We start from the raw sequence: 14,282 nt of genomic DNA, 5'->3' as shown, positions 1-14,282 counted from the left end.
CACTGCCGGACGCCTCGACCGCGGATCAGGGCGCGAGCCCCTCGACCTGGAGCACGAGCGCGTCGCGCAGGCCGCGCTCCGCCGCGCGCCGCGACACGACGCCCGTGCCGAGCCAGAGCTGGATCCACATCGCGTAGTGCGCGAGCAGCGCGGCCGTCTGCCGCCGCGCGGGGACGTCCGTGCGCAGCGCGCCGCGCGCGCGCGCGTCGTCGACGATGCGCGCGACGCGCGCCTCGAGCTCGCGCGAGAGCGCGCGCATCTCCGCCCCCTGGTCGCTGCGGAAGAAGAGCTCCTGCACGAAGACGCGCGCGAGCAGCGGGTCGCGGGCGTAGATGCGGAAGAAGGCTCCGAACAGGTGGACGAGGCCGTCGACGAGCTGCTCGCCGTCGCGCAGGCCTACCGGGAGGCGCGCGAACGCGCGCTCGGCGAGCGGCCGGAACAGCAGCAGCAGCAGCTCGCGCTTGTCGCGGACGTAGAGGAAGAGCGTCCCGGTCGCGATGCCGGCGCGCTCGCAGATGGCGCGCGCGGTCGTCTCGTCGAAGCCCTGCTCGCGGAAGAGCTCGCTCGCCGCGCGCGTGATGCGACCGAGCTTGTCGCGCTTGTTGCGCGCGCGGCGACCCTCGGGCGCCGCGCCGGAAGTGCGCTCCGCGGCGGTCCGGCCGGCCGCGCGGGAGGCGCGCACCGTCGCACCGCTGCCCCGGCTCGCCGCCATGTCGCCCTCCCGCCCGCGCGCACGGCGCTGGCGCGCGCGGCACCCGCGCGCACGCCGGTCCGCCCGCCCTCGAAACTGAACGCGTTCATTTTTAGCGCGGCCCGCGGCGGCGCGCGAGGCCGAGCGCCGCCAGCGCCGCGCTCGGCGCCACGACGAGCACGAGCTCGTTCGCGAGCACGCTCGCACCCGCCGCCGTGAAGAAGGCGAGGACCGAGAGCGGCGAGGTGCGGATCGGGCGCCACGGCGCGAACCAGCGCGCGTCGTCGAACGGGAGCAGGAGGCCTACGCCCAGGCTCGCGTCCGGGAACGCATCGAGCACGCCGTGCGAGGCGACCGCGACCCCGGTGAGGAACGCGGCGCGGCCGCGCGCTCAGAACATCGCGACGGGGTTCACCGGCGAGCCCGTCCCGCCGCGCACGCGGAGCGGCGCGACGGTGAACAGGAACTCCCAGCGCGATCGCTCGGCGCACGCGCTCGCGAGCCCCGACAGGTCGAGGTTGTCGAGCAGGTGGACGCCCATCGCGACCAGGCAGCACTGGTGGATGGGCACCGGCCAGTCGGGCGCGTCGGTGCTCGGGATCGCGTCGGAGATGCCGTCGCTCCCGAGCACGGCGATGCGCCGCTCGTGCAGCCACGGAACGCAGCGCGCGTCGAGCCCCGCCATGCCCGTCGTCGGCACCCACGATCCGCGCGACGCGCGGCGCGCATCGCGGCCGGTGGCGACGAGCAGGACGTCGCCCTCCTCGACGCGGACGTCCTGCGCGCGCTCGGCGGCCTCGAGCTCCTCGGGCGCGATCCGCTCGCCGGGCTCGAGCCACCCGACGCCGCGCAGCCGCGGCACGTCGAGCAGCACGCCGCGCGAGACGATGCCGTCGCGCGCGCACATGATGTCGTTCGCGAGCGCGCCGATGCTCTTCACGTCGCTCGCGGGACGCCCGTTGTACATCGTCTCCTTCACGAACACGTGGCACAGCGCGTCGATGTGCGACGTCGCCATGCCGTGGAAGGCGATGCCGATGAAGTCCATCGACGTCTCGAGGCCGCCCATGCCGCTCACCGTGCAGGCATCGCCCGCGACCACCATGTGGTGCAGCGCGGGATGCGGGTTGTCGGCGGCCGGCGCGACGGGGAAGTCGAGCGCGCAGGACACCGCGACGCCCTCGCGCGCGAGCGCGGCCGCGGCCGCGCGCTTCGCCGGCGTGATGAAGTTGAGCGCGCCGGCCTGGTCGTCGTCGCCCCAGCGCCCCCAGTTCTTCACCTGCTCGAACGTCTTCTCGAGCCACTCCGCCGTCACGCCGTCCCCGCCCATCGCGCCCTCCACTCCCGCGCCGCGCGCGCCGTCGCCGCGCTCCGTCTCCATTCCTTCTACACGAATCGCCGCGGCCCGACGCGCGGAAACGCCCGAGTGCGCGCGCGCGACGCGCGCCCGGTGAACACCCGGGTCGCGGGGTGCTCAAGAGCGGCTGCACGGGTTCCGATCCGGCTGCAACCCGCCGGGCGACGCGCGGGCCGAGGAGCCGTGCGTGAAGGGCATCATCTTCAACGCGTTCGAGCAGTTCGTGATCGACAGCTGGGGCGAGGACTTCCTCGACGACGTCCTCGATCGATGCTCCCTCCAGACGCAGGAGCCGTTCGTCGGGCCGGGCACCTACCCCGACGAGGACCTGCTCGAGATCGTCGCCCACACCGTGAAGGCCCTCGACGTGCCGCTGCCGCAGGCGCTGCGCGCGTTCGGCCGGTACGCGTTCCCGGCCCTCGCCAGCGCCTTCCCCGTCTGCGTCCGCCCGCACGCCGGCGCCCGCTCGTTCCTCCGCAGCGTCGACGACGTCATCCACGTCGAGGTCCGCAAGCTGCATCCCGACGCGTCGACGCCCGCGTTCCGCTACCGCGACGACGGCGACGCGCTCGTCATCGAGTACCACTCGCAGCGATCGCTGTGCCACCTGATGGAAGGCCTGATCGACGGCGTCGCGGACCACTTCGGCGAGTCGATCGCGCAGCGCCAGACGCGCTGCACGGCCGACGGCGCGCCGCACTGCGAGTTCCGGCTCGAGTTCGCGACCACGTCGTGACCGTTCCCGCCGCTCCGACCGTGGACAAGCTCGAGCGGCGCCTCACCCGCGAGCGCGCGCGCGTGCGCGCGCTCGAAGCGATGATCGAGGACCGCACGCGCTCGCTCTTCCTCGCGAAGGAGCAGCTCCACGAGACGACGCGCTTCCTCGAGAGCGTGCTCTCCTCGATGAGCGCCGCCGTGCTGATCGTCTGGCCGAGCGGCTCGGTGCTGCGCGTGAACCCGGCCGCCGTCGAGCTGCTCGGCGTCGCCGAGGCCGACCTGCTCGGCGCCGCCTTCGGCAGTCTCGTCAAGGACGTCCACCAGAGCAGTGACGATGCGCGCGAAGCGGGACCGGCGCCGCGCGCCGAGGATCTCGTCGTCGGCCGTCGCGAGGTCGTCCTCTCCGGCGCCGACGGGAGCGAGATCCCCGTGCTCTTCTCGGGCGCGCCCGTCCGCGGCGAGCACGGCGAGGTCGAGGCCTACGTGTGCGTCGCGACCGACCTGCGCGAGCAGAAGAGGATGGAGCTCGAGCTCCGGCAGTCGCAGAAGCTCGAGTCGATCGGGCAGATCGCGGCCGGCATCGCGCACGAGATCAACACGCCGATCCAGTTCGTCGGCGACAGCCTCCAGTTCCTCGGCGAGGGCATCGCCGACATGCGCGGCGTGCTCGGCGCCTACCGGGCCCTGCGCGACGCGTGCGGCGACCGCGAGGAGCTGCGTCCGCTCGTCGAGAAGATCGAGCGCGCCGAGGAGGAGGCGGACGTCGAGTTCCTCGCCGAGGAGATGCCCGCCGCGGCGGCGCGCGGGCTCGGCGGCGTGCAGCGCGTCGCGACGATCGTGCGCGCGATGAAGGACTTCTCGCACCCCGGCGAACGCGCGCGCACGATGGCGGACCTCAACGCGGCGATCGAGACCACGCTCACCGTCGCGCGCAACGAGTACAAGTACTGCGCCGACGTCGAGCTCGAGCTCGGCGAGATCCCGCCGGTGTGGTGCGACGTCGGCGACCTCAACCAGGTGTTCCTGAACCTGATCGTGAACGCCGCGCACGCCGTCGAGGAGCGCATCGGGACGAGCGGCGAGCGAGGCGTGATCCGCGTCCGCACGGAGGCCGACGGCGACTCCGTCTGGATCCACGTCGCCGACACGGGCGCCGGCATCCCCGAGCACGTGCGCCACAAGATCTTCGACCCGTTCTTCACGACGAAGGGCGTCGGGAAGGGAACCGGCCAGGGGCTCGCGATCGCGCACAACATCGTCGTCGAGCGCCACGGCGGAGAGATCTCGTACGACACGACGATCGGCGAGGGAACGACCTTCCACCTCCGGCTCCCGATCGACCCGGGCTCCGACGCGGAGGCCCGAGCGTGACGCCCGACGTCGACAAGCCGCGCCTGCTCTTCGTCGACGACGAGCCCGACGTGCTCGGCGCGCTCCGGCAGTCGCTGCGCCGCGAGCGCCGGCGCTGGGACATCGACTTCGCACAGGGCGGCCCGGCCGCGCTCGAGCGGCTCGCCGCGGCGCCCTTCGACGTCGTCGTCACCGACATGCGGATGCCCGAGATGGACGGCGCGGAGCTGCTGTCGCGCGTGAAGCGCGACCATCCCGGAGCCGTGCGCCTCGTGCTGAGCGGCCAGGCCGACGAGCGACACGCCCTGCGCTCGATCTCGAGCGCGCACCTGTGGCTCTCGAAGCCCTGCCCGCACCACGAGCTCGTCGACGCGCTCGAGCGCGCGATCGCGTCGACGCGGTGCCTGCGCTCGAAGGCGCTCTCGAAGCTGATCGGCGGCGTGTCGTCGCTGCCGTCCCCGCCGACGCAGTACGCGGCGTTGATGCGCGCGCTCGACGACCCCGACCCGTCGGCGCAGTCGGTCGCCGCGGTGCTGGAGGAGGACCCGGCGATGTCGGCCAAGATCCTCCAGCTCACGAGCTCGGCCTTCTTCTCGACGCCGCGCGCGATCTCGACGGTGCACGAAGCCGTCGCGCTGCTGGGCTTCCAGACGGTGTCGCAGCTCGTCCTCACGTGCGGCGTCTTCGAGCAGCTCGAGTCCGGCCCGCAGAGCGCGGCGGCCGCCGAGGAGCGGCGCGTGCACTCGGTGCTCGTCGCCCGCATCGCGCGGCGCATCGGCGAGCACGTGGGCGTCAAGGCCTCGGAGTGCTTCACGGCGGGGATGCTGCACGACATCGGCGAGCTGCTGCTCGCATCGCGGCTCGACCGGCTCTTCCACAAGGCCGTCGAGAAGGCGCACGCCGACGCCGTGCCGCGCTCCGAGATCGAGCGCGCGATGTTCGGCGCGACGCACGCGGAGCTCGGCGCGCACCTGATCGCGCGCTGGGGGCTCCCGCTCTCGATCGTCGACGCGGTGCTGCAGCACGATTCGGACGGCGCGCTCGAGCTGCCCGCGCGCACGCCGCTCGGCGCGGTGGTGCGCGCCGCCGACGCGCTCGCCGACGAGGCGCTCGGCGTCGGCGAGCTCGACTTCGCGCACGCGCCGCTGCGAACGGACGAGCCCGGCATCGACGGGCTCGGCGACCTCGAGCCGCTGCGCGCCATCGCGCGCGAGGAGGCGGCGCCCGTCGGCGGGCCGCGAGCCGCCGCGAAGGAGTCGACGCATGCATCGGCCTGAGAGCCCGGGCGCGCTGCGCCGCCTCGTCCTGTTCGTCGACGACGAGCCCGACGTCACGAAGAACCTGTCGCTCCTCATGCGCAAGCAGTCGTTCCAGGTGCGCACGGCCAACTCGGCCGACGAGGCGCTCGCGATCCTCGCCGCAGAGCCGGTGGACGTCGTGGTCTCGGACGAGCGCATGCCCGAGATGTGCGGGTCGGATTTCCTGACGCTCGTCCGCCGCGAGCATCCCGACGTCACGCGCATCATCCTCACCGGCCAGGCGAGCGTCGAGGCGACCGTCAAGGCGATCAACGACGCCGCCGTGTTCCGCTTCCTCAACAAGCCGATCGGCCGCGACGAGCTGCTCGCGTGCCTGCGCGAGGCACTCGTCTACCGCGAGCAGCGCGAGCACGCGGCGAGCGGGGACGCGCGCGCGGCGACGTCCGAGCGCGCCCAGCTCCACGCGCGCCTCGACGACGTCCTCGGCGGACTGTGGATGGCCTATCAACCCGTCTATGCCGCGCGCGACCGGCGGCTCGTCGCCTACGAGGCGCTCGTCCGCCCGGGCGACCCGGCGAGCGGCGGGCCCGACCAGATGATCGACCTCGCGACCGGGCTCGACCGCCTGCCCGACCTCGAGGCCGCGATCTCCGAGCGCATCGGCCGCGACCTCGCGTCGGCGCCGGAGGGCGTCGACCTCCTCGTGAACCTGCACCCCGACTCGCTCAACCAGCCGTCGCTCTTCGACGACGACCACCCCCTCCACCGCCACTCCGCGCGCATCCTGCTCGAGATCACGGAGCGCGCGTCGCTCGACACGATCACCGACATCGACGAGAAGCTCGCCGCGCTCCGCGGCCGCGGCTACCGCATCGCGATCGACGACCTCGGCGCCGGCTACTCGGGGCTCACCTCGTTCACGACGCTGCGCCCGGACGTCGTCAAGTTCGACATGGAGCTGATCCGCGACATCGACTCCGTCGAGACCAAGGCGAAGCTCGTGCGATCGATGACGGCGCTCTGCCGCGAGCTCGGGATGCGCACCGTCGCCGAGGGCATCGAGACGAAGGCCGAGCTCGACGCCGTCGTCGCGCTCGGCTGCGACCTGCTCCAGGGCTACTACCTCGCGAAGCCCGCGAAGCCCTTCATCGCGCCCGCGGGCTTCGAGGGCGAGGACGACTAGTCGCGCCGTCGCGTCTGCCGCATGCTCCGGCGCGTGTCGCCGACCCGCCCGAGCGCGCTCGTCCGCGTCTTCTGGAAGATCCATCCGGTCGTGTACCGCTGGAGCCGCGGTCGCCTGCTCGGCCACCTCGCCGGCATGGACGTGCTCGTGCTCGAGACGCGCGGACGCCGAAGCGGCGCGCCGCGCGCGACCTGCCTCACCTACTTCGCGCCGCGCGACGCGCGCGACGCCTTCGTCGTGATCGGATCCTTCCTCGGCGCGCCGCGCGACCCGGCCTGGGTGCACAACCTCCGCAGCGACCCGGTCGCGCACGTCGACGTGCGAGGGCGGCGGCTGCGCGTGCGCGCGCGCGAGGCCGCGGGCGACGAGCGGGCGCGGCTGTGGAGCGAGCTCGTCGCGATCCAGCCGGACTACCGCCGCTACGAGGGGCTCGCGGCGCGGCGGACCATCCCCGTGGTGGTGCTCGAGCCGACGCGCTGAGCCGTCCGCCGCGGCCGCCTACCAGAGCTCGTCCGCGAAGGCATCGGTCCCGGCGCGCGTCGGCACGAACGGCGAGGCCCACCCGAGGCGCGCGACGCCTTCGCGCTCGATCGCGCCGACGAGCGGCGCGACGTGCGCGCGCCACGCCGCGCGCGGGTCGGATTCGAGGAACGCGAGCACGAGGCTCTGCCGCGACGCTGCGTCGCGACCCTCGGCCTGCGTGTCGCCAGGCGCGCCGGCCGGAAGCGGGCGCGGCGTGAAGCGCTGGCACTGCGCGATCGGCGAGCCCGCGAGGCGCGGGCCGAGCAGCTCGTCGTCGAGCCAGCGCGCGAGCGCCGCGTCGTCGACGCCGGGCTCGCGCTCGAGGCACAGCACGGCGAGGCCCGGGTAGTCGTGGTCGAGCGCGAGGGCGGCCGGCACGCCGTCGTCGTCGCGGAACACGCCGCCGCGGTAGTCGCACACCTCCGTCTGCACGTGCTCGCGCGCGGCGAACATGCGACCGCACGCGTGCAGGTCGTTCACGCGTTCGACGGCCCAGTCGAAGAACGTCGCGTGCGCGCCCGCCATCACCGCGTAGAGCGCGAGGTAGGAGCCGCGCATGGCGTCGCCGAGCGGGCTCGACGCGGGAAGCGGACGCGGCAGGCGCAGGGCCTTCAGGTCGCGCGTCGCGACGAAGCGCCGACCGGAGAGGATGCCGGGCCCGACGAGGCAGCCCGAGTAGAAGTGGTCGCGCTCGTACCACCGGTGATAGGCGACGGCCGCGTCGCGCGCGGGCTCGACGAGCGTGAAGAGCAGGCTTCCGAGCTCGACCGGCGCAGCGTACGGAGACGTCATCGGGAACGCAGTATGACCACCCGGGCGCGGTAGAGTCCAGCGCCGCCGCACCGCACGCACGCACGCACGCTCGCACGACGGGGAGACACCGCGTGGTCCGCTTCGACCCCTACGACTACGACTTCCACGAGGACCCGTACCCGACGTACGCGCGCCTGCGCGACGAGGCGCCCGTCTACCACGACGAGACCCTCGGCTTCTGGGCGCTCTCGAAGCACGCCGACGTGCTCGCGGGCTTCAAGGACACCGAGGCGTACTCGAACCGCTCCGGTGTCTCGCTCGACCAGAGCGTCGCGGTCGACCCCGAGGCGACGATGTTCATCCTCGGCATGGACCCGCCGAAGCACGCGAAGTACCGCGCGCTCGTCTCGCGCGCGTTCACGGGAAGGCGCGTCGAGCTGCTCGCGCCGCGCATCCGCGAGATCGCCCGCGTGCACGCCGCGCGCGCGGCCGAGCGCGGCGCGTGCGACTACATCCACGACTTCGCGGGCAAGCTCCCGATGGACGTGATCAGCGAGCTGCTCGGCGTGCCGGAGTCGGACCGCGACGAGCTGCGCGCGTGGGCCGACCTCGTCCTCCACCGCGAAGAGGGCGAGAAGGGGCTCCCGAAGGGCGCGATCGAAGCCTCCGCGAAGCTCCTGCAGTACTTCGCGCAGCTCGTCGACGAGCGGCGCGCGCGCCCGCACGACACGCTCGTCGAGGCGCTGCTCGCGGCGGAGGTCGACGGCGAGCGGCTCACCGACCGCAACGTCATCAGCTTCCTGTTCCTGATGATCATCGCCGGCAACGAGACGACGACGAAGCTGCTCGCGAACGCCGTCTACTGGGCGTCGCGCTTCCCGCACGTGAAGGACGAGGTCGCGGCCGACCCGCGTCGCATTCCGCTCTGGGTCGAGGAGACCCTGCGCTTCGACAACTCGAGCCAGATCCTCGGGCGCGTCACGACGCGCGACGTCGCGGTGCGCGACCGCGTCATCCCGAAGGGCGAGCGCGTGCTGCTGCTCGTCGGCGCGGCGAACCGCGACCCCGACGTCTTCCCCGACCCGGACCGCTTCGATCTCTCGCGCGACACGAGCGAGAGCCTCGCGTTCGGCAAGGGCGTGCACTTCTGCCTGGGCGCGCGGCTCGCGCGGCTCGAGGGCGCGATCGGCCTCGAGACGACGCTCGAGTTCTTCCCCGGGCTCGAGATCGACACGGCCGGCCTCGAGCGCGTCCACTCGACGAACGTGCGCGGCTTCGCGAGCATGCCCGTCCGCTTCGACGGGGGCACGCGCCGCGCATGAGGCTTCGCGATCGCCGGGTTCTCGTCGTCGGCGCCTCCGCCGGCATCGGACGCGCCTCCGCGCTCGCGGCTGCGAGCGAGGGCGCGCGCGTCGCGTTCGCGGGCCGCCGCCGCGACCGGCTCGACGACGGCGTCGCGCAGGCCGGCCCGGGCGCGGTCGGGCTCGTCTGCGACGTCTGCGACGAGGCGTCGTGCATCGACGTCGTCGCGCGCGCGGCCGACGCGCTCGGCGGCCTCGATGCGCTCGTCTACGCGCCGGGCATGGGCATCTTCAAGCCGCTCGCGGACACGACCGCTGAAGACTGGCGACGCGCACTGGACACGAACCTCGTCGGCGCCGCCGTCGTCGCGCGCGCGGCGATGCCGCATCTCGAGCGCGCGCGTGGCCGCGCCGTCTTCCTCTCCTCGATCTCGATCGACGACGCGCCGCCGCGCCCGCACTACACGCCGTACATCGTCGCGAAGCTCGGGCTCGAAGGGCTCGTGCGCGGACTCCAGGGCGAGCACCGCGACGTCGCGTTCACGTCGATCGCGATCGGCGACACGCTCTCGGAGTTCGGGCGCGGGCTCGACCCGGCGACGATCGGCCCGCTCGTCCAGCGCTGGGTCGCCGAGGGATACATGTACGGCCGCGTGATGGAGCCCGAGGCGGTCGCCGAGCAGGTCGTGAACGTCCTCGCGTCGCGCGAGACGGTGCGCCGCCTCGCCATCACGCCCACCTACCCGCCCCCCGGCTAGCTCCCCGCGACGCGGCCGCGCCACTGCGGCAGCTTCGTCCGCAAGATATTGGATTCCATATGGAATCCATTTCCACGTGCGGGGCGGCCCATCGATTGGTAATTTTTCCCACCTCTACGGCCGACACGGTCCGTCGGGAGCCGGTGCGTTGCCGGACCCGCGCAGCGAGAGCCCATGAGCGAGCCGCCGACCACACCGCTCGTCGCCCCCGGTAGCGCCGCGCTCGTGCGCGCGGCGCGCCGCATGCTGCGGCCGCTCGTGCGCCTCCTGCTCGAGAAGCAGATCACCCTCCCCTACCTGACGAACGTGCTGAAGGAGATCTACGTCGACGTCGCCGCGCGCGACCTCGCGCTCGAGGAGCGACGCCTCACCGACAGCCGCATCAGCCTGCTCACCGGCATCCACCGCAAGGAGGTGAAGCGGCTGCGTCAGGAAGCCGGCGCGACGGGGACGCGCGACCGCGGCGTGGCGCTCGGCGCGCTGCTCGTGTCGCGCTGGATCGGCGACCCGCGCTTCCTCGACGGACGCGGGCGCCCGCGCCCGCTCCCGCGCGTGCCGACGCGCGACGAGCCGACCTTCGACGAGCTCGTCGCGTCCGTGAGCAAGGACATCCCCGTGCGCTCCGTGCTCGACGAGTGGCTACGCCTCGGCGTCGCCGAGGTCGACGAGCGCGATCGCGTGCGGCTGCGCGAGGATTCGTTCGTGCCCGCCCACGGCCTCGAGGAGAAGATTCACTTCTTCGGGCGCAACCTCGGCGACCACGTCGCCGCCGGCGCGCACAACATCCTCGGCGAGGAGCCGACGTTCATCGACCGCTCGGTGTTCTACGACGCGCTCACGCCGGGCTCGATCGAGGAGCTGCGCAAGCTCGCGGCCGACGAAGGAGCCGCGGCGCTCCGCCGCGTGAACCAGCGCGCACTCGAGCTCCAGACGCGCGACCGCGAAGCCGCCGACGCGCGCGAGCGCATGACGTTCGGCGCGTACTTCTTCGCCGGGCAGGACGAGGACGCGAGCGGGGACGGAGGCGGCGATGCGTAGGCGGGGCGCCTTCGCGTTCGCGCTCGCCCTGTCGGCGCTCGTCGCGGCACCGCACGCCGCGCGCGCCGCGTGCGAGCTCGACGCCGGAACGGGCGGCACGGGCTTCGAATCGGGCTCGGGCACGGGCACCGGCGGAACCGGCTTCGACCCCGGCTCGGGCAGCGGCACGGGCGGCACGGGCCACAGCGGCGCCGGCGGCACGGGCATCTCGGGCGCCGGCGGCACGGGGCTCGCGGGAACGGGCGGCACGGGCATCTCCGGGATGGGCGGCACGGGCGTCATCGGCACCATCACCGGCTTCGGCAGCGTCTGCATCAACGGCCTCGAGGTCGACTACGACGCGTCGGTCGACGTCGAGGTCGACGGCCGCAAGGCGTCGGTCGACGCGCTCGCGGTCGGTCAGGTGGCGCGCATTCGCGCGATCGGCGACGGCGCGGGCCTGCGCGCGCGTGCGATCTCCGTCGAGACCGCCGTGGCCGGCCCGATCGAGGGCTTCGACGCGGCGACCGGCCGACTCCGCGTGATGGGCCAGTCGATCGCGATCGACGCGAGCACCGTGCGCGCCGCGGCGCTCGATGCCGGCACGCGCGTCGCCGTCAGCGGCCTGCGCCGCCCCGACGGCGTGGTCGTCGCGAGCCGCGTCGAGCCGCGCCCGAGCGCGGCCCCCGACGTCGTCACCGGGCGCGCGATCGGCACGGGCGAGCGCGCGGTCTACGTCGGCGACGTGCGGGCGGCGGGCGCACTCGGCGCGCGCGCGCTCGGCGAGCGCGTGCAGCTGCGCGGCCGGTGGAACGAGGCGACGCGAACGTTCGACGTCGAGGACGCCCGAGACGCGAGCCCCGTCGCGAGCGACGCGCGACGCGTCTCGCTCGAAGGCTACGTCGCGCGCGAGCGCGGCGAGCTGCGCCTGCACGGGCTGCCCGTCGACTTCGCACCCGACGGCCCTGCCGCGGGCCTGCGCGAAGGCGAGCGCGTGCGCGTCGAGGGCGAGCTCCGCGACGGGCGCGTGCGCGCCGACCGCGTGCGCATCGAGCGCGGCGACGGCGCGACCAACGAGCGCGGCGACCGAAGCGGCCGCGGCGACCGTTCGGGGCGCTCGGGCCGCGGCGACCGCGCCGACCGCAGCGATCGCGGCGAGCGCGCCGAGCGGCCGGAGCGCGCCGAGCGACCCGAGCGCAGCGAACGCCCCGAGCGTCCGGAGCGCTCCGGGCGCAACTGACCCGCCCCACGCGACGCGCGCGACGGGAGCGGGGGACGCGGCGCACGCGACCCATGCGACCCATGCGACCCGCGCCACCAACGCGGCGCACCCGCCGAGCGCGGGGCGCGAGCCGCGCACGGCTCGGGCGCCATGGCCTCTCGATCCTGGTCGGCGCGCGGAACCCCGTCGTGTGCCGCGCGCGCACCGAGCGGCACCGGGATCCGCAGACGGGATCGCGGACCGGATCCGCAGACCGGTCGCGGACCGGATCGCGGACGGGAGCCAGCCCTGCGGCTGCGGTCCGTGGAAGCGGGGAGCGGTGGCTAGTCGGCCGCGAGCCGCGCGCGAATGCCGTCGAGTGCTTCGCGCGCGTCGGCGTCCCGGGGATCGAGCTCGAGCGCGCGCTCGTAGGCGGCGGCCGCCTCCTCGAGGCGCCCGAGGCGCGAGAGCGCATTCGCGCGGTTGTAGTGGACGTTCGGGTGCGCGGGCTCGAGCTCGACGACGACGGCATACGCGGCGAGCGCTTCCTCGTCGCGCCCCGCCCGCGCGAGCTCGACGCCGAGGTTGTGGCGCGGCTTCACCCAGTCGGGGTCGAGCCGCACGGCCTCGCGCAGCAGCGAGACCGCCTCGAGGTGGTCGCCGCGGTCGGACGCGTCGAGCGACAGCAGGAACAGGCACTCCGCGTCGTCGCCGAGCAGCTCGAGCGCGGCGCGCGCGGCGCGCGCCGCGTCCTCGTTCTTCCCGGCCCAGCTCAGCACCTTCGCGAGGTTGCGCAGCGAGAGCCCGCGCTCGCCGTCGTCGATGCGCGCGCGCACGCCCGCCTCGGCGCGCGCGAGCGCCGCTTCGTCGCCCGGCGCGCCGTCGGGCAGCCAGCCGAGCGAGCCCACGTGCGCGAGCAGCTCGCGCGCGAGCACGCGGTGGCCCTCGATCGTCGGGTGCACGTGGTCGAGGAACCAGTCGGCGCCGCGCGCGGGCGCGCCGGTCGCCGCGTTGCGCGCGTCGAGCAGCGCCGGGTAGTCGATCGTCGCCACGCGCTCGCGACGCGCGATCTCGCGCGTCGCCTCGACGATCGGCGAGATCGCGCGCAGCGGGCACACGTCCTCGTCGCGCGCGCGGACGAGCTCGAGCGTCGCCGCGTCGAGCTCGCCCGTCGCGACGAGCGCGCGGCCGAGCCAGTAGCGCGCGTGCGCGTGACGCGGCGAGATCGCGCTCGCCGCGCGCAACGCGTCGCTCGCCTGTGCGAAGCGCTCGTCGCGATAGGCCGCGACGCCGTCGGCGAGCAGCGCCTCGAAGCGCTCGCGCTCCGCAGGAGCGAGGCCCGCGTCGGGCTCGCTCTTGAAGGGCGAGCAGTCGCGCAGGTTGTCGGCGGGAACGACGACGAGCGGCGTCGCTCCCGCTTCGCGCACGAGCGCGAGGATGCGCTCGAGGTTCGCGCCGAAGTGCTCGACGACGGCCCCGGCCCAGGCGTCGTCGCGCGTGTAGGCGTCCGGCCCGATGCTGCCGTCGAGCTTCGCCGACACCTCGCCGGGCAGCTGCTCGCGCTCGCCGCCGGCGAGCCTTCGCAGCGCCGTGTACACGCGCGTGCGCCCGAGCGCGAGGTCGGCCCGGCGCAGCCACGCGGGCCGGTCGCGCAACGCGCCGTACGTCCTCTCCTCGAGGAACTCGTTGTGCCCCGTGTACACGACGACGAGGTCGGGCGCGTAGCCCGCGAGCTCGCGGACGACGTTCGCGACCCGGTAGCTCGCGTAGCTGATGCCGCCCGCGTTCACGACTTCGAAGCCACCCGGCGCGACCTCCTCGAGATCGGCGCGCAGCCATCCGCAGAAGCTCGTCAGGTCGCGGTAGGGGCGGCCGTACGTCGTCGAGCCGCCGACGCAGAAGACGCGCCGCACTCCCTCGCCCTTCGCGCGCGCGAACTGCGCCGGGTTGAAGAAGCGCTCCTTCCCCGGCGCGAGCTCGAGCCGGCGCGCGCCGTCCTCGCCTTCGACCTCGACGTAGAGCGGGCGGTTCTCCGCGAAGCCGACGTACGGGTCGTCGCCCGCCGCGCGCGGTGCCGTCCCGAGCAGCGCGAGCCCGAGCTCGGCACCCGCGAACAGCACGAGAGTGGGAACGAGTGCGAACAGCGCGCGCCTGGCGGGCGACATGGAGCCCC

14 protein-coding genes are annotated in these 14,282 nt (G+C 74.2%); 9 read left to right on the top strand and 5 right to left on the bottom strand.

Going from position 1 to position 14,282, the window contains the following annotated elements; translation table 11 throughout:
• Window positions 1–25 precede the first annotated feature (25 nt).
• The 3 genes from R3E88_12625 to R3E88_12615 form a co-directional block, all read right to left on the bottom strand.
• Complete coding sequence (locus tag R3E88_12625) at window positions 26–712, bottom strand: helix-turn-helix domain-containing protein (protein MEZ4217319.1); 687 nt, start codon at window positions 710–712, stop codon at window positions 26–28.
• A gap of 91 nt (window positions 713–803) precedes the next feature.
• Entirely contained in the window at window positions 804–1,031 is a 228-nt protein-coding gene (locus R3E88_12620) for a hypothetical protein (protein ID MEZ4217318.1), read from the bottom strand.
• 51 nt (window positions 1,032–1,082) lie between these two features.
• Window positions 1,083–2,072 carry a cyclase family protein gene (locus R3E88_12615; protein ID MEZ4217317.1) on the bottom strand — a complete coding sequence of 330 codons (990 nt, stop codon included), beginning with the start codon at window positions 2,070–2,072 and terminating at the stop codon, window positions 1,083–1,085.
• 163 nt (window positions 2,073–2,235) lie between these two features.
• Between R3E88_12615 and R3E88_12610 the strand changes: the two genes are divergently transcribed.
• From R3E88_12610 to R3E88_12590, 5 genes are read left to right on the top strand one after another with little or no spacing between them, the layout of a single operon-like run.
• On the top strand, window positions 2,236–2,784 hold the full coding sequence (locus tag R3E88_12610) for a heme NO-binding domain-containing protein (protein MEZ4217316.1): 549 nt from the start codon (window positions 2,236–2,238) through the stop codon (window positions 2,782–2,784).
• Window positions 2,781–4,136 (top strand): ATP-binding protein, encoded by a 1,356-nt coding sequence (locus tag R3E88_12605; GenBank protein ID MEZ4217315.1) that lies wholly within the window; start codon window positions 2,781–2,783, stop codon window positions 4,134–4,136. Before R3E88_12610 ends, R3E88_12605 begins: the two co-directional genes overlap by 4 nt.
• Window positions 4,133–5,392 (top strand): response regulator, encoded by a 1,260-nt coding sequence (locus tag R3E88_12600; GenBank protein ID MEZ4217314.1) that lies wholly within the window; start codon window positions 4,133–4,135, stop codon window positions 5,390–5,392. Before R3E88_12605 ends, R3E88_12600 begins: the two co-directional genes overlap by 4 nt.
• Entirely contained in the window at window positions 5,379–6,557 is a 1,179-nt protein-coding gene (locus tag R3E88_12595) for an EAL domain-containing protein (GenBank protein ID MEZ4217313.1), read from the top strand. Before R3E88_12600 ends, R3E88_12595 begins: the two co-directional genes overlap by 14 nt.
• Before the next feature lie 33 nt (window positions 6,558–6,590).
• Entirely contained in the window at window positions 6,591–7,037 is a 447-nt protein-coding gene (locus tag R3E88_12590; protein MEZ4217312.1) for a nitroreductase/quinone reductase family protein, read from the top strand.
• Window positions 7,038–7,055: 18 nt separating this feature from the next.
• On the opposite strand, the gene R3E88_12585 is transcribed toward R3E88_12590, so the two are convergent.
• Complete coding sequence (locus R3E88_12585; protein MEZ4217311.1) at window positions 7,056–7,871, bottom strand: hypothetical protein; 816 nt, start codon at window positions 7,869–7,871, stop codon at window positions 7,056–7,058.
• Between the two features lie 92 nt (window positions 7,872–7,963).
• Here R3E88_12585 and R3E88_12580 point away from each other — a divergent pair, with 92 nt between their 5' ends.
• From R3E88_12580 to R3E88_12565, 4 genes are all read left to right on the top strand, one after another.
• Window positions 7,964–9,154, top strand: coding sequence for a cytochrome P450 (locus R3E88_12580; protein ID MEZ4217310.1), 1,191 nt, complete (start codon window positions 7,964–7,966; stop codon window positions 9,152–9,154).
• Window positions 9,151–9,891 (top strand): SDR family oxidoreductase, encoded by a 741-nt coding sequence (locus tag R3E88_12575; GenBank protein MEZ4217309.1) that lies wholly within the window; start codon window positions 9,151–9,153, stop codon window positions 9,889–9,891. The genes R3E88_12580 and R3E88_12575 overlap by 4 nt, the downstream gene beginning before the upstream one ends.
• A 174-nt stretch (window positions 9,892–10,065) precedes the next feature.
• Window positions 10,066–10,929 (top strand): DUF6502 family protein, encoded by an 864-nt coding sequence (locus R3E88_12570; GenBank protein MEZ4217308.1) that lies wholly within the window; start codon window positions 10,066–10,068, stop codon window positions 10,927–10,929.
• Window positions 10,922–12,148 (top strand): DUF5666 domain-containing protein, encoded by a 1,227-nt coding sequence (locus R3E88_12565; protein MEZ4217307.1) that lies wholly within the window; start codon window positions 10,922–10,924, stop codon window positions 12,146–12,148. Before R3E88_12570 ends, R3E88_12565 begins: the two co-directional genes overlap by 8 nt.
• Window positions 12,149–12,453: 305 nt before the next feature.
• Here R3E88_12565 and R3E88_12560 read toward each other — a convergent pair whose 3' ends face one another.
• Window positions 12,454–14,274, bottom strand: a complete 1,821-nt coding sequence (locus R3E88_12560) for a tetratricopeptide repeat protein (protein ID MEZ4217306.1) — start codon at window positions 14,272–14,274, stop codon at window positions 12,454–12,456.
• Window positions 14,275–14,282 lie beyond the last annotated feature (8 nt).

Source organism: Myxococcota bacterium (assembly GCA_041389495.1).
Classification (GTDB): Bacteria; Myxococcota_A; UBA9160; order UBA9160; family UBA4427; genus JAWKRT01.
The sequence above is the reverse complement of the archived record's forward strand: the minus strand, read 5'-3'. Positions and strand labels throughout refer to the sequence as shown.

Bases quoted from the DNA above. Each gene is read 5' to 3' on its own strand.
- R3E88_12625 (MEZ4217319.1), bottom strand. From the start codon at position 712: ATGGCGGCGAGCCGGGGCAGCGGTGCGACGGTGCGCGCCTCCCGCGCG.
- R3E88_12615 (MEZ4217317.1), bottom strand. From the start codon at position 2,072: ATGGAGACGGAGCGCGGCGACGGCGCGCGCGGCGCGGGAGTGGAGGGC.
- R3E88_12595 (MEZ4217313.1), top strand. From the start codon at position 5,379: ATGCATCGGCCTGAGAGCCCGGGCGCGCTGCGCCGCCTCGTCCTGTTC.
- R3E88_12585 (MEZ4217311.1), bottom strand. From the start codon at position 7,871: ATGACGTCTCCGTACGCTGCGCCGGTCGAGCTCGGAAGCCTGCTCTTC.
- R3E88_12575 (MEZ4217309.1), top strand. From the start codon at position 9,151: ATGAGGCTTCGCGATCGCCGGGTTCTCGTCGTCGGCGCCTCCGCCGGC.
- R3E88_12570 (MEZ4217308.1), top strand. From the start codon at position 10,066: ATGAGCGAGCCGCCGACCACACCGCTCGTCGCCCCCGGTAGCGCCGCG.
- R3E88_12565 (MEZ4217307.1), top strand. From the start codon at position 10,922: ATGCGTAGGCGGGGCGCCTTCGCGTTCGCGCTCGCCCTGTCGGCGCTC.
- R3E88_12560 (MEZ4217306.1), bottom strand. From the start codon at position 14,274: ATGTCGCCCGCCAGGCGCGCGCTGTTCGCACTCGTTCCCACTCTCGTG.